This is a genomic window from Halomonas sp. FeN2 (assembly GCF_020595105.1).
In the GTDB taxonomy this organism is placed as follows: domain Bacteria; phylum Pseudomonadota; class Gammaproteobacteria; order Pseudomonadales; family Halomonadaceae; genus Vreelandella; species Vreelandella neptunia.
Genome location: NZ_CP074200.1, coordinates 672,376 through 691,530, shown reverse-complemented (window position 1 = coordinate 691,530; position 19,155 = coordinate 672,376). Strand labels below are relative to the sequence as shown.

At 55.6% G+C, this 19,155-nt stretch carries 17 protein-coding genes and 4 tRNA genes; 9 read left to right on the top strand and 12 right to left on the bottom strand.

Annotated features, from left to right (window positions below; all coding sequences use genetic code 11):
• Positions 1 to 34 precede the first annotated feature (34 nt).
• From acnD to KF947_RS03255, 3 genes are all read left to right on the top strand, one after another.
• Positions 35 to 2,644, top strand: coding sequence for a Fe/S-dependent 2-methylisocitrate dehydratase AcnD (gene acnD / locus KF947_RS03265; RefSeq protein ID WP_227405438.1), 2,610 nt, complete (start codon positions 35 to 37; stop codon positions 2,642 to 2,644).
• A gap of 120 nt (positions 2,645 to 2,764) precedes the next feature.
• Positions 2,765 to 3,964, top strand: a complete 1,200-nt coding sequence (gene prpF, locus KF947_RS03260) for a 2-methylaconitate cis-trans isomerase PrpF (RefSeq protein WP_227405437.1) — start codon at positions 2,765 to 2,767, stop codon at positions 3,962 to 3,964.
• A 52-nt stretch (positions 3,965 to 4,016) separates the two neighbouring features.
• A complete protein-coding gene (locus KF947_RS03255) occupies positions 4,017 to 5,501 on the top strand; it encodes a bifunctional 2-methylcitrate dehydratase/aconitate hydratase (RefSeq protein WP_227405436.1) in 1,485 nt (494 codons plus the stop codon).
• Between the two features lie 81 nt (positions 5,502 to 5,582).
• Here KF947_RS03255 and KF947_RS03250 read toward each other — a convergent pair whose 3' ends face one another.
• On the bottom strand, positions 5,583 to 5,864 hold the full coding sequence (locus KF947_RS03250; RefSeq protein WP_133732752.1) for a ComEA family DNA-binding protein: 282 nt from the start codon (positions 5,862 to 5,864) through the stop codon (positions 5,583 to 5,585).
• Positions 5,865 to 6,146: 282 nt separating this feature from the next.
• On the opposite strand from KF947_RS03250, the gene pyrF reads away from it, so the two are divergent.
• The gene (pyrF, locus tag KF947_RS03245) at positions 6,147 to 6,848 is read left to right on the top strand and encodes an orotidine-5'-phosphate decarboxylase (RefSeq protein WP_227405435.1); all 702 of its coding nucleotides are present in this window, start codon (positions 6,147 to 6,149) and stop codon (positions 6,846 to 6,848) included.
• A 20-nt stretch (positions 6,849 to 6,868) separates the two neighbouring features.
• Here pyrF and lapB read toward each other — a convergent pair whose 3' ends face one another.
• The 3 genes from lapB to KF947_RS03230 all read right to left on the bottom strand — a co-directional run bounded on the left by lapB (position 6,869) and on the right by KF947_RS03230 (position 8,766).
• On the bottom strand, positions 6,869 to 8,074 hold the full coding sequence (gene lapB, locus KF947_RS03240) for a lipopolysaccharide assembly protein LapB (protein WP_227405434.1): 1,206 nt from the start codon (positions 8,072 to 8,074) through the stop codon (positions 6,869 to 6,871).
• Positions 8,075 to 8,380 carry a lipopolysaccharide assembly LapA domain-containing protein gene (locus KF947_RS03235; protein WP_027958442.1) on the bottom strand — a complete coding sequence of 102 codons (306 nt, stop codon included), beginning with the start codon at positions 8,378 to 8,380 and terminating at the stop codon, positions 8,075 to 8,077.
• An 89-nt stretch (positions 8,381 to 8,469) separates the two neighbouring features.
• Positions 8,470 to 8,766: an integration host factor subunit beta gene (locus KF947_RS03230; RefSeq protein ID WP_007113226.1), complete on the bottom strand. Its 297-nt coding sequence runs from the start codon at positions 8,764 to 8,766 to the stop codon at positions 8,470 to 8,472.
• A 206-nt stretch (positions 8,767 to 8,972) separates the two neighbouring features.
• On the opposite strand from KF947_RS03230, the gene KF947_RS03225 reads away from it, so the two are divergent.
• Entirely contained in the window at positions 8,973 to 9,266 is a 294-nt protein-coding gene (locus tag KF947_RS03225; RefSeq protein WP_133732749.1) for a succinate dehydrogenase assembly factor 2, read from the top strand.
• Positions 9,226 to 9,654, top strand: a complete 429-nt coding sequence (locus KF947_RS03220; protein ID WP_227405433.1) for a hypothetical protein — start codon at positions 9,226 to 9,228, stop codon at positions 9,652 to 9,654. Before KF947_RS03225 ends, KF947_RS03220 begins: the two co-directional genes overlap by 41 nt.
• Here the strand turns inward: KF947_RS03220 and nadB are convergent.
• The 7 genes from nadB to uvrY form a co-directional block, all read right to left on the bottom strand.
• Positions 9,651 to 11,261: an L-aspartate oxidase gene (gene nadB, locus KF947_RS03215; RefSeq protein WP_227405432.1), complete on the bottom strand. Its 1,611-nt coding sequence runs from the start codon at positions 11,259 to 11,261 to the stop codon at positions 9,651 to 9,653. The genes KF947_RS03220 and nadB overlap by 4 nt on opposite strands.
• A 248-nt stretch (positions 11,262 to 11,509) precedes the next feature.
• Positions 11,510 to 11,596 (bottom strand) — tRNA-Leu (locus tag KF947_RS03210).
• Between the two features lie 69 nt (positions 11,597 to 11,665).
• Positions 11,666 to 11,739, bottom strand: a tRNA-Cys gene (locus KF947_RS03205).
• Positions 11,740 to 11,835: 96 nt separating this feature from the next.
• Positions 11,836 to 11,910, bottom strand: a tRNA-Gly gene (locus KF947_RS03200).
• 84 nt (positions 11,911 to 11,994) lie between these two features.
• Positions 11,995 to 12,543 (bottom strand): CDP-diacylglycerol--glycerol-3-phosphate 3-phosphatidyltransferase, encoded by a 549-nt coding sequence (gene pgsA / locus KF947_RS03195; protein WP_227405431.1) that lies wholly within the window; start codon positions 12,541 to 12,543, stop codon positions 11,995 to 11,997.
• 96 nt (positions 12,544 to 12,639) lie between these two features.
• Complete coding sequence (gene uvrC, locus KF947_RS03190; protein ID WP_133732746.1) at positions 12,640 to 14,454, bottom strand: excinuclease ABC subunit UvrC; 1,815 nt, start codon at positions 14,452 to 14,454, stop codon at positions 12,640 to 12,642.
• A 43-nt stretch (positions 14,455 to 14,497) separates the two neighbouring features.
• The gene (gene uvrY / locus KF947_RS03185; protein ID WP_009288007.1) at positions 14,498 to 15,148 is read right to left on the bottom strand and encodes a UvrY/SirA/GacA family response regulator transcription factor; all 651 of its coding nucleotides are present in this window, start codon (positions 15,146 to 15,148) and stop codon (positions 14,498 to 14,500) included.
• 173 nt (positions 15,149 to 15,321) lie between these two features.
• Here uvrY and KF947_RS03180 point away from each other — a divergent pair.
• Positions 15,322 to 15,397: transfer RNA gene (locus KF947_RS03180), tRNA-Ala, on the top strand.
• Between the two features lie 85 nt (positions 15,398 to 15,482).
• Here KF947_RS03180 and argF read toward each other — a convergent pair.
• Positions 15,483 to 16,418, bottom strand: coding sequence for an ornithine carbamoyltransferase (argF, locus tag KF947_RS03175; protein ID WP_227405430.1), 936 nt, complete (start codon positions 16,416 to 16,418; stop codon positions 15,483 to 15,485).
• Between the two features lie 186 nt (positions 16,419 to 16,604).
• Between argF and grxD the strand changes: the two genes are divergently transcribed.
• Complete coding sequence (gene grxD, locus KF947_RS03170) at positions 16,605 to 16,955, top strand: Grx4 family monothiol glutaredoxin (protein WP_133732744.1); 351 nt, start codon at positions 16,605 to 16,607, stop codon at positions 16,953 to 16,955.
• Positions 16,956 to 17,115: 160 nt separating this feature from the next.
• Entirely contained in the window at positions 17,116 to 19,140 is a 2,025-nt protein-coding gene (dnaX, locus tag KF947_RS03165; protein ID WP_227405429.1) for a DNA polymerase III subunit gamma/tau, read from the top strand.
• The last annotated feature ends 15 nt before the right edge of the window (positions 19,141 to 19,155 follow it).

Sequence of the window (19,155 nt, the reverse complement as noted above, 5' to 3'; positions counted from 1 at the left end):
TTTTTTCAGCCCCCTTCTTGTGAGTCTGTCTGCTATGAATACCCAATACCGTAAACCCCTGCCTGGCACAGCGCTTGAGTTTTTTGATGCTCGCGAGGCGGTGGAAGATATTCAGCCCGGAGCCTATGCGCAGCTGCCCTATACCTCACGTGTGCTGGCGGAGCAGTTGGTGCGCCGCTGCGATCCTGAACTGCTTACCGATGCGCTAAAACAGCTGATCGAGCGCAAGAGTGACCTGGATTTCCCTTGGTACCCCGCGCGCGTGGTCTGCCACGATATTCTCGGCCAGACCGCACTGGTGGACTTAGCCGGGCTGCGTGACGCCATCGCTGAAAAGGGCGGCGACCCCGCCAAGGTTAATCCTGTAGTGCCTACCCAGCTAATCGTTGACCACTCGCTGGCGGTGGAGCACGCAGGGTCGGAAGAGGGCGCCTTCGAGAAAAACCGCGCCATTGAAGACCGCCGCAACGATGACCGCTTCCACTTTATTAACTGGACTAAAACGGCCTTTGAAAACGTTGATGTGATTCCCCCCGGCAACGGCATCATGCACCAGATCAATCTGGAGAAGATGTCGCCAGTGGTACAGAACCGCGACGGCATTGCCTACCCGGATACCTGTGTGGGTACCGATAGCCATACACCCATGGTCGATGCCCTGGGCGTTATCTCCGTAGGTGTGGGTGGCTTGGAAGCTGAAAGCGTCATGCTGGGCCGTGCCTCCATGATGCGCCTGCCGGATATCGTCGGCGTGGAGCTGACCGGCAAGCTGCAACCTGGCATTACCGGTACCGATATGGTGCTGGCGATTACCGAGTTTCTGCGTAAAGAGCGCGTCGTCGGCGCGTATTTAGAGTTTTACGGCGATGGCGCCGATGCCCTAACGGTCGGCGATCGCGCCACTATTTCCAATATGACCCCCGAGTACGGCGCGACCGCGGCGATGTTCTACATCGATGGCCAAACTATCGATTACCTGAAAATTACCGGCCGTGAAGATGAACAGGTTGCACTGGTTGAAACCTACGCCAAGCACACCGGCCTGTGGGCGGATAGCTTGACCGAGGTTGAGTATGAGCGAGTGCTAACCTTTGACCTCTCATCGGTGAAACGCACTCTGGCGGGGCCTTCCAATCCCCACGCTCATTTGCCTACTTCAGAACTGGCACAGCGCGGCATTGCAGTAGGGCTTGAGGCAGCACAGGCGGAAGAGAAATCGGGCAAAATGCCCGATGGCGCGGTTATCATCGCCGCCATCACCAGCTGCACCAATACCTCTAACCCACGTAATATGGTTGCCGCCGGGCTAATTGCCCGTAACGCCAATCGGCTGGGTCTGCTGCGTAAGCCGTGGGTGAAGTCGTCGCTGGCGCCGGGCTCGAAAACCGTCAAGATGTACCTGGAAGAAGCCGGTTTGATGAGCGAACTGGAAAATCTTGGCTTCGGGGTGGTGGCCTACGCCTGTACTACCTGCAACGGTATGTCCGGGGCGCTAGATCCAAAAATTCAGCAGGAGATTATTGAGCGGGATCTCTATGCGACCGCCGTGCTTTCTGGCAACCGCAACTTCGATGGGCGCATTCACCCCCACGCCCAGCAGGCGTTTTTGGCGTCACCGCCCCTGGTGGTCGCCTACGCCATTGCGGGCACGATTCGCTTTGATATCGAAAAAGACGTCCTGGGCGTGGATCAGGCGGGCAACCCAGTCACCTTGAAAGATATCTGGCCAGCGGATGAAGAGATCGACGCGATCGTCAAATCATCGGTGAAGCCGGAGCAGTTCCGTCAGACCTATATCCCCATGTTCGATCTGGATAAGAGCGCCCGCGCCCAGGTCAGCCCGCTGTATGACTGGCGGCCCCAGAGCACCTATATCCGCCGGCCGCCTTATTGGGAGGGCAATATGGCGAAAGTACGCACCCTCAAAGGCATGCGGCCGCTGGCGATCCTGCCGGACAATATCACTACCGACCACCTGTCGCCTTCCAACGCTATTCAGTTGAACAGCGCAGCGGGCGAATACTTGGCCAAAATGGGCCTGCCGGAGGAGGACTTTAACTCCTACGCCACCCACCGCGGTGACCACCTAACTGCTCAGCGGGCCACCTTCGCCAACCCGAAATTGTTCAACGAGATGGTGCGCGATGCCGACGGCAACGTTAAACAGGGCTCGCTGGCGCGGGTAGAGCCGGAAGGCCAAGTCACCCGCATGTGGGAGGCGATTGAAACCTATATGGCTCGCAAGCAGCCGCTGATCATTATTGCCGGGGCGGATTACGGCCAGGGCTCCTCGCGTGATTGGGCGGCTAAAGGCGTGGCGCTGGCGGGGGTGGAAGCGATTGCCGCCGAAGGCTTTGAGCGTATCCACCGCACCAACCTGATCGGTATGGGGGTGATGCCGCTGGAGTTTGAGCCTGGGACTACGCGTATGACACTGGGCCTGGACGGCACTGAAACCTTTGATGTCGAAGGCACCGTTTCGCCAGGGGCGATGCTCACCCTGGTGATCCACCCCCAAAACGGTGACAGCGAGCGGGTTGCGGTGAAGTGCCGCTTGGACACCGCCGAGGAGGTGTCGATTTACACCGCCGGTGGTGTACTGCAGCGCTTTGCCCAAGACTTTCTTGAGTCCACGGCGGCTTAATTGAAGTGGCCTAGCTGACCGAGAGAACCCGGTGCCTTTAGCTTTTCGAACCTAGTTTTTCGAATCTAGCTTTTCGAAACAAGCTTAGAGCACCGGGTTATTTTTTTAGGAGTGGTAATGATGAGCAGCGATTCAGTGCAAACAAACCCCGTACCGCAAATAAAAATACCCGCAACCTATATGCGCGGCGGTACCAGTAAGGGCGTGTTTTTTAAACTAAGCGACCTACCCGACGCGGCACAGCGGCCGGGTGTCTCACGGGATCAGTTGCTGCTGCGGGTAATCGGCAGCCCCGACCCCTACGAAAAGCAGATTGATGGTATGGGGGGCGCCACTTCAAGCACTAGCAAGACGGTGATTCTGTCGAAAAGTGAGTCAGCCGAACACGATGTGGATTACCTGTTCGGTCAGGTCTCCATCGACAAGCCCTATGTGGATTGGAGCGGTAACTGCGGCAACCTCTCCGCGGCGGTCGGCCCTTTCGCAATTACCAATGGTCTTGTTGGCCCTGCGCGTATTCCTGAAAACGGGGTGGCCGAGGTACGCATTTGGCAGGTGAATATCCAGAAAACCATCGTCTCACGGGTGCCTATCGTCAATGGCGAAGTGCAGGAGACCGGCGATTTTGAGCTGGATGGCGTGACCTTTCCCGCTGCCGAGATTCCGGTGGCCTTTATGGATCCGGCCGATGGCGAGGGGGCCATTTTTCCCACCGGTAATCTCATTGATCAGCTTGACGTGCCAGGCATGGGGATATTGAAAGCGACCCTGATTAATGCCGGTATTCCCACTGTATTTGTTAACGCCGCTGACATTGGTTACACCGGCGCCGAGCTGCAGGATGCCATCAATAGCGACAGCAAAGCCCTGGCTATGTTTGAAACCATTCGTGCCCACGGTGCAGTTCGTATGGGGTTGATCAACGACGTCAGCGAAGCCGCCAGTCGCCAGCACACGCCCAAAGTGGCTTTTGTTAGCCCACCGGCGGATTACGTATCATCGAGCGGTAAAAACGTTCAGGCGGCCGATATCGACCTGCTGGTGCGAGCGCTCTCCATGGGCAAACTACACCACGCCATGATGGGCACTGCAGCCGTTGCTATAGCAGCCGCAGCGGCGATTGAAGGCACTGTGGTGAACCTAGCCGCCGGTGGAGGTAAGCGAAACGAGGTTACTTTTGGTCATCCTTCCGGAAGTCTTCGTGTGGGTGCGGAAGCAAACCTAGTAGATGGGCGCTGGCATATTGAGCAGGCAATCATGAGCCGCAGTGCGCGGGTGTTGATGGAGGGGGTAGTTCGTATACCCGGCGACAGCTTTTAATAAACCTTCGCTGGGCCATACTGAATGGATCGGTATACAACAGGAGAGTGCTATGTCCGCCACATCCGAAACCAATCAGCGGCCTGATTACGACCCCGAGCTACAGTCCATTGCTGACTACGTGCTCAATTATCAGGTGGAGTCACAGGAGGAATTGGAAACCGCCCGCTACTGCTTAATGGATACGCTTGGCTGCGGGCTGTTGGCGCTACGTTTCCCTGAATGTACTAAGCATCTGGGGCCGATAGTGGAAGGCACGGTGGTTCCGTTTGGGGCACGAGTGCCCGGCACGTCGCTGCGCCTGGACCCGGTTAAGGCGGCGTGGGATATCGGCTGTATCATCCGCTGGTTGGATTATAACGACACCTGGCTTGCCGCCGAGTGGGGTCACCCCTCCGATAATCTGGGTGGGATACTCGCCGTTGCTGACCACCATTCACAGCAGCGGGTTGCACAAGGCGACGCTGCGCTTACAATGCGCGATGTGCTCAACGCCATGATCATGGCTCATGAGATTCAGGGGGTGCTGGCGCTGGAGAATAGCTTCAACCGCGTTGGTCTCGATCACGTGGTGCTGGTGAAAGTCGCCTCTACGGCGGTGGTCGCCAAACTGTTGGGCGCCAATCGCGAGCAGTTGCTCTCGGCGCTCTCCCACGCCTGGGTAGATGGTCAGAGCCTGCGCACCTATCGTCATGCGCCCAACGCCGGTTCGCGTAAAAGCTGGGCCGCTGGGGATGCCACTTCACGGGGCGTGCGCTTAGCGGATATCGCCCTGCGTGGTGAAATGGGTATTCCCAGCGCGCTGTCAGCGCCCCAATGGGGCTTCTACGATGTGCTGTTCAGTCATGCCAACAAAGATTTGAGCCTCAAGCCGGAAGCTGACCGTCGCCTACGCTTTCAGCGGGAGTTTGGTAGCTACGTGATGGAGAATATTCTGTTTAAGATCTCCTTCCCGGCTGAATTTCACGCCCAGACCGCCTGTGAAGCCGCCGTAACCCTCCACCCGCAGGTGAAGGATCGCTTGGCTGAGATCGATAGGATTGTACTCACCACCCACGATTCGGCTATTCGGATTATTTCCAAAACCGGCGCACTCGCCAATCCGGCGGATCGCGACCACTGCCTGCAATACATGACCGCGGTGCCGCTTATCTTTGGTGCGCTTAATGCTGAACACTATGAAGATAGCTTTCATGAGGAGCATCCGCTGATAGATGAGCTGCGTAATAAGATGGTGGTAGAAGAAAACGCTGAGTATTCGGCGGATTACCATGACCCTGAGAAGCGCTCTATCGCCAATGCGGTGCAGGTATTTTTCAGCGATGGGAGTGCGTCTGATAAAATCGTAGTGGAGTACCCGGTAGGCCATCGACGTCGTCGGGAAGAGGGGATGCCGCTATTGGTTGAAAAGTTTGAGCGCAATTTAGCGACCCGCTTTCCAGCAAGTCGTTGCCAAACAATTGCCGAAATATGCAGCCGTCAGACAACCCTTGAAGCAATGCCGGTACACAAATTCTTGGATATGTGGATGATTTGAAAGCACGCTATCCACAAAGCCCGGCGTGGGTAAGCACCGGGCTTTGTGGACTTTTAACGATCAATATGCGCTTCAATGAGGTTATTCAAATGTCACTTGATCGCGCATGCGGTCAACGGTGGCTGGTCCAATACCATTGACGCGCTCAAGGTCTGCAGCGCTTTCAAAGGCGCCATTGGTTTCGCGCTCTTCAATGATCGCGTCGGCTCGACTGGGCCCAATACCCGGTAGTTCGGCCAGCAGCTCAGCGTCGGCAGTATTGACGTTAATTGGGGCTACCTCTTGGGCCAGCACGCCACTGGAAAGTCCTAAGCTAATGCTCAGCAGTAGGGCGGCCAATATCCCTTTAATTGTCATGTTCATCTGCAATGATCCTTTTAATAACGATGGGTTGATTGGATTGCACAAGCGGCGCTGCGTAGAGGTTTCTACTCGTGCCCGAGTTAATAATGAGCAAGTTAAACGCCGATGCATTACTAACTTAGCTTTATTGAGAACGTGTTTCTGTAAGAGATCTATGACGGGGCTTGTAAGTTTTTAGCTATTCATATATGGCAAAAGGCTTACATGCAGCTTGCATGCGAGGGGGAGCGGGGAGTAGGTAGAGGCTGATATAATGGTTCAAAACGTATTTGGAGCAACGTTGTGGCCACCGATTCCCCGATTATTATTGCCCTTGATTACCCGTCGCTAGACGCCGCGCTTTGCATGGCTGACCAGTTGGATCCCGCCCGGTGCCGTGTGAAAGTGGGTAAGGAGCTATTTACCCGCAGCGGCCCGGCGGTGCTTGAGGCGCTGCATGGGCGTGGGTTTGAGGTGTTTCTGGATCTTAAATTTCACGATATTCCCAATACCGTTGCCAGCGCCGTGCAGGCGGCGGCTGAGCAGGGCGTGTGGATGGTCAACGTTCATGCCAGCGGCGGGCGCCGGATGATGGAGGCGGCAGTGCAACGCCTGGATCAGAATGCTCTAACGACCCATTTAATCGCCGTTACCGTATTGACCAGTATGCAGGCCGCTGATTTAGCAGAGCTGGGTATTCAGGCACCACTCGCCGATCACGTGGAGCGCTTAGCGCTGCTGGCGAAGCAGAGTGGCTTACAAGGGGTCGTCTGTTCGGCCCAGGAGTCCGCGCGGATCAAAACGCTATGCGGTGAGTCGTTCTTGAAAGTGACCCCTGGTATTCGGCCAAGTTTTGCAGTCGCTAATGACCAGCAGCGGACGATGAGCCCCAGTGAGGCTATGGCAGAGGGAAGCAGCCACCTGGTCATCGGTCGCCCCGTTACTCAGGCTGACGACCCCATGGTAGCGCTTGAGGCGATTGAGGCGGAACTAGGGGCTCGCTGAATACCTCTGCTTGGTGAAAACTATTCGCCCTCTACACCAATGACCGGCTTAATCGTGCCCCAGAAGCGACAGCTGGGGCACTGCCACTGTAACGCGTCGCTGGCAAAGCCGCAGCGCTGGCAGCGATGACGCGTGCGGTTAAGCAGCAGCGCATCGGTATGATGTTTTAGTAACAGTAGGCGCGTATCCGGGGAGGGTTTTCCACTCAGGCGCTGGCTTTCAATATACAGATCGATCAAATAATCCAGCCCACCTAAACTCGGCACGGCGCGCAATCGCTCACCAATCAACTCAATTGCTTTGTCGACCCCTTCACGCTGATGCACGAGCTGCCCTAGCGCAATAATCGTACTGGTGTAAGGCGCTTGCTCAAGTAGCCGGTAAAGATGAGCTTCATAGCCAGCTTCATCATTATTGCGCAGATAGGCGTGCTTGAGGGCGGGCAGCATGGTGGGGATATGCGCTATCTCTTGCCCTGGGATGTTATCTAATCGCTCAATCGCTCGTTCATAGTGCCCATTGTCCATCTCTAATTCGGCTAGTAGCAGGGTGGCGCGAACGCAGTTTTCATCCAGTTGCAGGGCTTTTTTGAGGTGCTTTTTCGCCAGTGGTCGACTGGCTTCGCTAATTTCCTCTAACGCCAGCTCGCATAGCCAGTGGGCCGCTGGACGACGCATCTTAGGATACTGCTTAAGCAGCGGCTGGATAACGTCGAGGGCTTGCTGCCACGCTTTTTCGCGCTCTAATAAATCAATGAGCAGCTGTTTCGCAGCATAGCGGTGATCATCATCACCGCTATGCTCCAGTAGCGTATTGAGTAGCCGCTGTGCGCGGTCATGAACACCAAGCGCCATAAAATCCCGGGCAAGCTCAAGCTGGATCTGTTCGTTGGTGTGTTGGGAAAGGGCGGGGCGTGCTAGCAGGTTTTGGTGAATGCTCACCGCTTTATCAGCCTCGCCGCGGGTGCGAAACAGTTTGCCGAGGGCGATATGGGTATGAACCGTCTCGCTGTTGACTGCAAGCACGTTAATAAAGGTATTGATCGCTTCGTCGGGCTGCTCGTTAAGCAGGTAGTTAAGCCCGACGAAGTAGTCTCTGGAGAGCGCCTGCGAGGAGGCCGCGGGCGGTCGGGAGCGATGTCGGCGGCGTCCGGCTTGGTGATAACCTAACCCGTAACCGATGGCAATGGCGACCAACAGTACGCTTAGCAGCGCGACATCCAGCATTTATGCCAGTTCCTTAAACTCCTGGGTGCGTAGGCTATCGAGCTCTTTACGCTGCTGCTTATTCTGTCGCTGGCTGCGGGCCAGGGTGGCTTTTAATCTCACGTAGACACCTAGCATGGCGAGCATGCCGAGTATGACGCCAAACACCAACGTCGCGAGCAGCCAAACCGACAGCGATACCGCTGGTAGCTCCAGCCAAATAAGGTTTAAGGCAATGGTTTGCTGATTATTAACGGCAAACAGAATACCGACCAGCACTACTATCAGCAAAATAACGGCTAGAATCAGCCCTTTGATCCAACGCATGTGAGTTTCCTAGTCTGTGACGTTCACGGTAGCGCTATTGTGTACGACTCAAGCGGCGACGTCATCCCACAGAAATGAATAGTCGCGTTTTAGTAGCCTAGTGCTCGACTAGCGTCTACCTGCTCGCGTAGCTCCTTGCCAGGCTTAAAGTGCGGCACGTACTTGCCTTCCAGATCAACTGCATCGCCTGTTTTTGGATTGCGTCCTACCCGCGGCTCCCGGTAGTGCAGCGAAAAGCTGCCGAAACCACGGATCTCAACGCGACCACCGCTAGAAAGAGAATCCGTCATATCGTCCAGGATAATACGCACCGCCGTTTCAACATCTTTGGCGGACAACTCCGGCTGACGCATCGCAATTTGTTCGATTAATTCAGATTTAGTCATCGGTTGGCTCCCTGCGAACATTGAAGGCCTTGACGCGCTCTCGACCTCGCTAACATCAAATTCAGCATACTGCGCAATTCAGTATAAAACAATTCAGATAAAACAAGGTTCTAGACTCATTAACAGCATAGGCGATGGAGGGCGCTGGCGCGACCCCACAGCTTAGGTATACTGACCCTTCATTTATTAGATCGGAGCGGCTGACGTTGAACGACGACAATTCCCCAGCAGCCATTTTGCGCAAACGGCTTTACTGGCACTCCCGGCGCGGCATGTGGGAGCTTGATCTGCTGCTTATCCCGTTTCTTGAACAGCGGTTTGACCATCTCAGCGAAGAGGATCAGCTGGCCTATCAGCAGCTCATTGAAGGTGAAGATCAGGATCTGTTTGTCTGGCTAATGCACCGCGAGTGGCCCGAGGAGCCTAGCCAGCGGCGAATCGTACAAATGATCGTTGAACATGCTGAAACCACCGATAATTCTGCCTATCGTACCCTCTAAGTATTGGCTACTAGCCCAGTGTGGGTTGTTGATCGGGCTAGTAGCGTTGAGCTATTGGGTCGGGGGTAAGCTAGCAGCAGTGGCGATGCTTGTACTGGGCGGTGGCCTTGGGTGGCGCGGCTATCTTCGTCAACCCAAAGGCGTGCTCTCGCTGACGTTGACGGCGCTACAAGTTCAAGGCCGTTGGCTGCGCGAGTCGCAGCATGAGGTGGGTGCTCTCACGGGAAATGAGGATCTGAGTGACGCGGATCAGGTTCGCTGTGACTATTTAGGGCCCTGGTTAATAGGACTTTATGTGGGTACGCAGCGGGTTTGGCTCTGGCCTGATAGCGCGCCTCACAAAGGTCTGCGTGAGGTAAGGCAGTTGTTCCACCGTCCTGGCCGCTAGCGATTTTTTTCTAACGCCTCTGATAAATCGTTTATCGAAAGCGAGGAGGCAACGGCTGTGGGCTGTTGGTGGGGCCAGTCGGTGGAGTAATGCAGTCCTCGTGACTCATGCCGCTGCTGAGCGGCGAGCACGGTCAATATTGCTAACTGTAGTGTCTGGTGCAAGCGTTTGCCTTCCGGGGCTGTTAGGGCCCCGTTAATCTCTTCCAGGCTGTTTAGCAGCGCCTTCAAATGCGCCAGAGCAGCACTTAGCCCCGCTGCGCTGCGCACAATGGAGACATGCTGGCTCATGGTGGTGCGCATTTGTTGGCGTATATCGCTGAGTACTTCCTTGGGTAAGACAGCCGCCGCAGCCCGCGCCGGGGGCTGAAATTCGCTACTGCTGGCCGCTTGGCCGAATTGTTCCTGCCCTTGTGCGAGCAACGTTTGGGCACAGCTGCGTGCAAACACCAAACACTCTAATAGTGAGTTGCTGGCCATTCGGTTAGCGCCGTGCAGGCCTGTGCAAGCTGTTTCACCGATGGCATAGAGGTTGGCAACATTGGTGGCACCTTGCAGGTTGGTGGCGACACCGCCGCAGCTATAGTGGGCAGCAGGCACCACGGGAATAGCCTGCTGGGTGATATCGATACCGCGAGAAGCACAGTGCGCCAGAATAGTGGGGAAGTGGTGGCAAATTGCCTTTTCACCTAAATGGCGAATATCCAACCACACGTGGCCTAGGGTGCTGCGCTGTATTTCGGCATCAATGGCGCGGGCGACGACATCCCTTGGGGCTAGCTCGGCGCGCTTGTCCAGCGCCAGCATAAAACGCTCTCCGACCTCATTGAGCAGATGTCCGCCTTCACCACGAACCGCCTCACTAATCAAAAACGCCGGGCCTTCGGGGTCAAATAGACAGGTTGGGTGAAACTGTTGAAACTCTAGGTTCATTAACCGAGCCCCCAACTCTGCCGCCATCATCATGCCTTCGCCGCTGCTAGGAGCGGGCGTAGTGGTGTGACGGTAAAGGCCGCTTGCGCCGCCAGTGGCCAATACGGTATGGCGCGCAGTGAGCGAGTGCCACTGTTGGTTAGTATCGCTGCCATAGGCGCCACGGCAGGCACCTTGATTATCTTGTAGCAGGCCAACAACGGTTAAATCATTGCGCTGGGTGATATTGGGATGCTGCGCCACTTTGGCTACCAGCGTATCCACCACGGCGCGACCGGTGGCGTCATCCGCGTGGATAATTCGCCGGGCATTGTGGCCGCCTTCTCGGGTGAGGTGATACGGGTAGCGTGCGGCAGGGTCGTGCTCGGGTGTAAAGGGAACGCCGTTATCAATCAGCCACTGAATGGCTGCGGGCCCATTGGTGACGGTAAAGCGAACGGCCTCGCTATCGCATAGCCCATCGCCAGCCACCAGGGTGTCGTTGATATGGGCATCGAGATCGTCATCCGGCGAAAGCACAGCGGCAATGCCGCCCTGGGCCCAGCGGCTGGCACCTTGGTCGTCTTGTGCGGGGCGAACCAGTGTCACTGATCTGTGATCGGCCACTTCCAAGGCAAGGGTTAGCCCAGCGACACCGCCGCCAATGATAAGTACATCGGATATTGGCGTGCTCATAGTGCCCGCTCCCCCTTGATGCTGACCGAAATATTGCAAGCCCTAAACGTCGCAAGCTTCGCCGAGGACAAATAATTAGAAGGCAGGCATCATAGCGCGGCGATTAGCGTTTAGCGATGCTTCGGCTTAAGAAATGAGTGATATTCGAGCACGCAAAAAGGCGCAGCAAAGAGCGGCGTAATAAAAATCAATATAGGAAGTTAAATGACTGAGGAAGAAAAGCTGAAGGGGAAGTGAAAAGCAGAGAGTGGTGCCCGGAGCCGGACTTGAACCGGCACGGGGTTGCCCCCGAGAGATTTTAAGTCTCTTGCGTCTACCGATTTCGCCATCCGGGCTTTACATCACACAAAGATCACATCGCAATGCTGTTTCGTTCTACTTAAAACACCACTGCTACACAAAGATGGAGGCTGGAGTCGGAATCGAACCGGCGTACACGGAGTTGCAGTCCGCTGCATAACCACTCTGCCATCCAGCCTCAAAAGTCGTTGGAGCGGGAAAGGAGATTCGACCGGGCTGGCGCACCAGATCACGACCCTCGCCTTGGCGATACCCTTTTACCACACATCCAAAATGGAGCGGGAAAGGAGATTCGAACTCCCGACCCTCGCCTTGGCAAGGCGATGCTCTACCACTGAGCTATTCCCGCTCGACTCGAGGGCGAATTATACGGATCACCGCCAAGTTGTCAATCAATGAATTAATGCGTGCTCCTTATTTACTTATCAGCAGCTTACATGGAGCGGCTAAGATGCGGCCAGGCCGCTTTCAGGTATTGAATCATCGACCACAACGTTAGGATAGCGGCGGTATAAAGTACTACAACGCCTAGCAGTGCAAATTCGTGCGTCGGTGGAAGCGCCAGTAAGATCAGCAGCGACACCATTTGCAGAGTGGTTTTAAGCTTGCCTACCCAAGAAACCGCCACCATGCCACGTTTACCCATTTCAGCCATCCACTCGCGTAGCGCTGAAATGACAATTTCCCGGCCGATAATCACCAGCGCAGGGAGCGTCAGCACCAGGGTGTCGTAACGCTCAATCAATAGCGCCAGGGCGACGACCACCATGAGTTTGTCAGCCACAGGGTCTAAAAATGCGCCAAAAGGTGTGGACTGATTCCAGCGTCGCGCTAAGTAGCCATCCAACCAGTCGGTAATGGAGGCCAGACCAAATAAGCCAGCCGCCACGGGCATGCTCCAGCTGAAGGGCAGATAAAACAGCACCACCAGCAGCGGAATAAAGGCGATTCTCGCCAGCGTTAATATGTTGGGTATGTTCATCGCAGGGTGCGATCCTTGCCGGGAAATCAGAGGATTCGAAGTGTCTGGGGGTCATTCTATCCCCCTTGGCCGATGGCATCCATGGCAAACGAGCGTTTATCCATTGAGTGCCCGGTAAATACTCTCGGCTAACGACGCATTAATGCCCGGTACGCGGGCGAGTTCATCGCGGCTGGCCTTTTGTACCCCCTGCAGGCCGCCAAAAAAGCGCAGTAACTCCCGACGACGTTTAGGGCCAATGCCTGGAATATCCTGCAGGGTTGAAGTGCGTCGCGCTTTATCACGCTGAGCGCGGTGGCCCGCAATGGCAAACCGGTGTGATTCATCGCGAATATGCTGGATCAAGTGTAGGGCGGGGGAGGCCGGATCCAAATCCAGCGGATTGTCCGCTGTTTCCACAAACAGACTTTCAAGTCCTGCCTTACGCGTGGTGCCTTTAGCGACGCCCAGTAGCATGATGTTGCTGATGTCGAGCTCTTTAAACACTTCTCGGGCCATATTGAGCTGACCCTTGCCGCCGTCGACGATCAGGATGTCCGGGGCGACTGCTTCGCCGCTTTTTACGCGCTTTAGGCGTCGGGTTAGGGCCTGCTGCATGGCAGCATAGTCATCACCGGCGGCCACCCCTTCAATACGGAAATGGCGGTAGTCGCTTTTACGCGGGCCTTGATGATCAAACACCACGCAGGAGGCAACGGTGGCCTCACCGTGGCTATGGCTAATGTCAAAACACTCCAGGCGCTGCGGTGTGTCTTCTAGGCCCAGCGCTTTCTGCAGAGCGGTAAAGCGCTGGGTGAGCTGGGTTTGATTGGCCAATTGTGAGGCCAACTGCTGCTCCGCGTTGGTAATGGCGAGCTGCTGCCACTGGGCGCGGTGGCCGCGCACTTGGCTGGTAACGCGAATGCGTTTGCCCGCCTGTTGGGTCAACGCCTCGGCGATAAGCTCGCTGTCGTCTAGCGGGTGGCTAGTAATTACTTCGCTGGGCACGTTATGGGGTTGGCCAAAATAGTATTGGCTAACCACCTCGGTGAGCAGCGTTTCAAGCGGTAGATCCAGACCGTTTTTCGGCGTGTGATGGCGCGCGCCCAGCAGGCGACCATCGCGGACGCTTAACACTGAAACGCCAAGCGCACCGGGGCGCTGGGCGAGAGCGAAAATATCCGCATCACCGCCTCCGGTGTCGACAAACTGCCGCTGCTGAAGCTGCCGTAGTTGCTGAACCTGGTCGCGAAGACGGGCGGCCTCCTCAAAGTTGAGCGCCTGGCTGGCCTTTTCCATCGCCTCCATCAGCTCTTGGGTCACGCTTTCGCTTTTGCCTTCCAGGCACATTACGGCGTGTTCTAGATCGCGCCGGTAGTCCTCGGCGGAGATATAGTCGACGCAGGGAGCGCTACAGCGATGAATCTGATACTGCAAGCAGGGGCGTGAGCGATGGGCAAAGACGCTGTCCTCGCAGTTGCGTATATGAAATATCTTCTGCATCAGCGCTAAGCTTTCACGCACGGCTCCGCTGCTAGGGTAGGGGCCTAGATAGCGGCCATCGTCGCTGCGCTGACGGGCGCGTTTATATTCAAGTGCCGGGTAAGGGTGACGGTCGGTGACAAAGACAAAGGGGTAGGACTTATCGTCACGCAGCAGAATGTTATAGGGCGGACGCAGCTGTTTGATCAGCGTCTGTTCAAGCAGCAGGGCTTCGGTTTCCGTGCGCGTGACGGTGACCTGAACATCGGCGATGCGCCCCACCATGGCTTGGGTTTTGGTATTCAACTGGCCACGGAAATAGCTGGCAAGACGCGCTTTTAAACGCTTGGCTTTGCCCACATAAAGCGTATTACTTTGTTCATCAAGCATACGGTAAACCCCTGGCGAGGAGCTTACCGAGCTCAAGAACTGTTTTGAATCAAAGGTCATATCAGCGTGTCGGTACCCGATAACAGCAGGGGAAGATGGGGGGTCATATTTGGGTAGCGTCAAACCCCTCTACCAGCCCGTGACGGAGCGCTAAGTGAGTAAGCTCAACGTCAGTGGCAACCTGTAGTTTATCAAAGAGTCGGTAGCGGTAGGTGTTTACCGTTTTAGGACTTAAGTGCAGGCGATCCGAGATATCTTGCACACGCTGGCAATTGACGATCATAAGGGCAATTTGTAGCTCACGATGGGATAGATGACTAAACGGGTTATCTTCCTCGGTGAAGTGCGAAAGAGCCAAACGCTGGGCAATTTCCTGACTGACATAGCGGCGACCATGGAACACCTGGCGGATGGCATCGGTCATTTCTATCGCATCGGCGCCTTTGCTTAAAAAACCTGAGGCACCGGCTTCCAGCATGCGTCGCAGCACGCTGTCTTCCATATGCGCGGTCAAGATCAAGACCTTAACGTCTTCCATGTTGCGGTGAATGCGCCGAGTGGCTTCAAGCCCGCCGATGCCTGGCATGCGGATATCCATTAACACGATGTCGGGCTTTAAATGACGACACTGTGTTACCGCACTTTCGCCGTCGTCGACCTCGCCCACAATTTTAATGTCACACTCTTCGTTTAGCAGGTGAGCAATGCTAGTTCTTACTAGATGATGATCATCGGCGATAAGTACACTGATCAAGGGACAGGCTCCTGCATGGAAAAATCATGGGCTCAGGCGTTGGCCTTGTACTCTAATGCATAGAGTGCCACAGCTAACTACAAAGGAGAATTAGTTAGGCGCTGATGTTTAAAAACTTGACCAAGGGAAATGTTCGCCGTAGTATCCGCCTCGCTGTTGGAAAGACAGTACGTGGGGCCTTAGCTCAGCTGGGAGAGCGCAACACTGGCAGTGTTGAGGTCAGCGGTTCGATCCCGCTAGGCTCCACCAATACAGAATTTTACCAAATGCTAGAAAAAAGCCTCGTTGTTTAACGAGGCTTTTTTTCGTCTTGCTTTAGCTTTAAGGGCGGCGTTTAGCCAGCTGCTTTTTGCTCAGTGATTGGCCCTAGTAGCAAAAACTCGATTAACGCTTTTTGCGCATGTAAGCGGTTGCCGGCTTCCTGCCAGACAACTGCACGGGGATCGTCGAGCAGTGTATGGCTGATCTCTTCGCCGCGATGGGCGGGCAGGCAGTGCAGGAAGAGCACGTCTTGATTTGCTTTGTCGAGCATTGCTTCAGTAACTTGGAAGCCCGAGAAGTCGGCTTCACGTTTCGCCTGCTCTTCTTCCTGCCCCATGGAGGCCCATACATCGGTGGTGATCAGGTCGACCTGCTTTACCGCTTCCTGAGGGTCGTGCAGCAGCGTCACTTGATCGCCAGCGGCAGCCATAATGTCTGCACGAGGTTCGTAGCCTTTCGGGCAGCAAATGCGCAGATGAAAACCGAACTGGCGAGCAGCATTGATCCATGAGTGGCACATGTTGTTGCCATCCCCAATCCACACCGCTGTGCGACCCTTTACGCTACCGCGTAGCTCAGTCCAGGTCATCACGTCGGCAAGCAGTTGGCAGGGGTGGTAGTCATCGCTTAAGGCGTTAATCACCGGTACGCTGCTGGCGCTGGCGTAGGTTTCCAGCCCGGCGTGGGAAAAGGTGCGAATCATCACTGCATCGACCATTTCAGACAGTACGCGAGCAGTGTCTTCAATGGGTTCGCCCCGACCCAGTTGAGTGTCGCGGGGGGAGAGAAAAAGTGCGTGACCGCCAAACTGTGCCATTCCCGTTTCAAATGAAACCCGTGTGCGCGTCGATGATTTTTCAAAGATCATCGCCAGAGTCCGGTTGGGTAATGGTGTATAAACAGGACCTTGGGCTTTTAGATTGGTTTTGATCGTAATGGCGCGCTGGATCAAATAGTCCAGCTCATCCGGTGTCAAATCTAGCAAGGTCAGGAAATGGCGTGTCGCCATAAGGGCTTCTCTCCGCGCAAAAACACTATCCTAGCTATGCTGCAGGGGATGCGCAACGCGAACGGCATGCGTAGAATGCCACATACACGTTAAAGCCGAGCGCTCTACTCAGGTACTTGTTCAACTGCTACGTTCGAGTGCTAACTGAGTGGATGGGCATCGGTTATCAATAAGCGAGGAAATAGTATGAGCACGACTGCCGAAAATATTCAGCGCCAAATTAGCGAAAACCCGATCCTGATTTACATGAAAGGTTCGCCCCAACTGCCCCAGTGTGGGTTTTCTGCCCAGACCGTCCAAGCGCTGATGAGCTGTGGCGAGCGCTTTGCGTTTGTTAACGTTCTGGATAATCCGGATATTCGCGCTGAGCTGCCCAAAATTGCTAACTGGCCCACCTTCCCGCAATTGTGGGTAGAAGGCGAGTTAGTGGGTGGTTGCGATATCGTGGTTGAGATGCATCAAAATGGCGAGCTGGAAAAGTTAGTAAAAGCCGCTGCAGAGCGTGCTGGTGCGGCGGAAGGTGGTGATAACGCCTAGGCGTTGTCTAACCGTCCGTTTTACTCAGGCGGTTGGCGGGCTGCGGTGCAACCGTTAGAATGACGTTTGTTCTCGCATCGTCTTTGTTATGCATCGTGGCCTTTGCCTCGCGCTGGCTACAGCGTGTGGCAAGTCAGCCCGCCGAAGGAAGTACAGCTTCATGAGTTATCAGGTTCTGGCCCGCAAGTGGCGGCCTCGCACATTCCACGAACTCGTGGGCCAGGCCCATGTTCAACGCGCCTTGGTCAATGCCCTTGATCAGGGGCGTCTACACCATGCCTACCTGTTTACGGGTACTCGTGGTGTGGGTAAAACCACCTTGGCGCGTATTCTTGCCAAGTGTTTGAATTGCACGGCCAACGGCCGTGGTGACGAAGGCATTACTTCTACCCCTTGTGGTCAGTGCGATAGCTGTCAAGCAATTGATGAAGGGCGCTTTGTTGACCTTATTGAGGTCGATGCGGCGTCAAGAACCAAAGTAGAAGATACCCGTGAATTGCTGGACAACGTCCAGTATGCGCCTACCCAAGGGCGCTATAAGGTGTACCTGATCGATGAGGTGCACATGCTCTCCACCAGCAGTTTCAATGCGCTGCTGAAAACGCTGGAAGAGCCTCCCCCTCACGTTAAATTTTTGCTGGCGACCACCGATCCGCAAAAGCTGCCGCCGACGGTACTTTCTCGCTGCCTCCAATTTACCCTCAAGCATATGCCACCAGAGCGCGTGGTGGAGCATCTCACCTATGTGCTGGGTGAAGAGGGTGTCGCTTTTGATGAAAGCGCCTTGTGGCTGTTGGGTAAGGCGGCGGAAGGCTCAATGCGTGATGCCATGAGCCTAACCGACCAAGCCATTGCGTTTGGCCAAGGAGCGGTACGCCATGCGGATGTGGCTGCCATGCTGGGCACTTTGGATCATCGTCATATTCTTGGGCTGGCAGAAGCCCTGGCCGATGTGGATGTGCAGCGCTTGCTGGCCGAAGTGGCTGAGTTGGCAGAGCAAGGCCCGGACTTTGCCGCGGTGTTGGATGAGTTATCAAGCATGCTGCATCGTTTAGCCGTTGCACAGATGGTGCCGGACGCCGTGGATAACAGCCATGGTGATCGTGACGTTATACTGCAGCTAGCTAGCCGTTTCACCGCTGAAGACATTCAGCTCTATTACCAAATTGGTATTCAGGGGCGGGGCGACATGGTGCACGCCCCTGATCTGCGCAGCGCGTTAGAGATGACGTTGCTGCGGATGCTGGCATTTCGCCCTCAGGGTGTGCCGAAACCGCCGCGTACCCCGCTACCGCTTCGCCGCGAGCCTTCACAAGCGGAAGCGACAGAAAAGGGTGTTCAAGCGCCCGTGGCAGAGGCGCCATCAACGGCGCCGCAGCCCGCGGCAGCAGTTGATGCAACGGCAGAAGTTCATTCCGCGCCAGACGCTCAGCCTGAGCCGCCATTAGCGCCAAGCCCTGAGCAGGCAGCGCCTGCCGCTGAAGAGGAGCCGCCTCTGCAAGAGCCGCCGCCTTGGACTGTCGAAGCGGAGGAACGATTAATAGAGGGGGGGACTCACCAGCAAGTCCCTGAGCCAACGGTTAAGACTGAACCAGAACTTGCTACTGAGCCCCAGCCTGTTACTGAGCCAGAGCCGACCGCAGCGCCTGCACCTGCTTCCGAGCCTCAAACGGTAGAGCCCTCAGCGACTGTAGCGCCAGAAGCTGCACCAGAGGTCGTTCCAGAAGCCCTGTCAGAAACCCTGCCAAAAACCTCTCCACAAAACCGGTCGGAAATTCAGTCCGGCAAGCTGGATAATGCGCAGTGGTTGCAGTGCTTTGATTCTCTTGGTCTGGGCGGCTTAACCCGTAACTTGGCGGGCAACTGCTTGGTCGAGAGTGACGACGGTACGCTGCTGACGCTGCGCCTCGACCCCAGCCAAGAGGCCATGCAGGCGGAAGTGCACCAAACGCGCATTGAACGGGCGTTAAAAGAGCAGGGTATGCCACGGCGAATAGCGTTTTACGTTGCCGAGTTGTCTAATAGCCTTGAAACGCCGCGGCAGCGCGAAGAGCGTCTTAATCAAGAGCGTCATGCCCAGGCGGTTGATCTACTCAATCACGACCCCCATGTACAGAAGTTACAGCAGGCGTTTGGGGCAAAGCTGATAGAATCCAGCGTTAAGCCTGCTGACGCGGTACGCTAAGCGCTTTTCAATTCG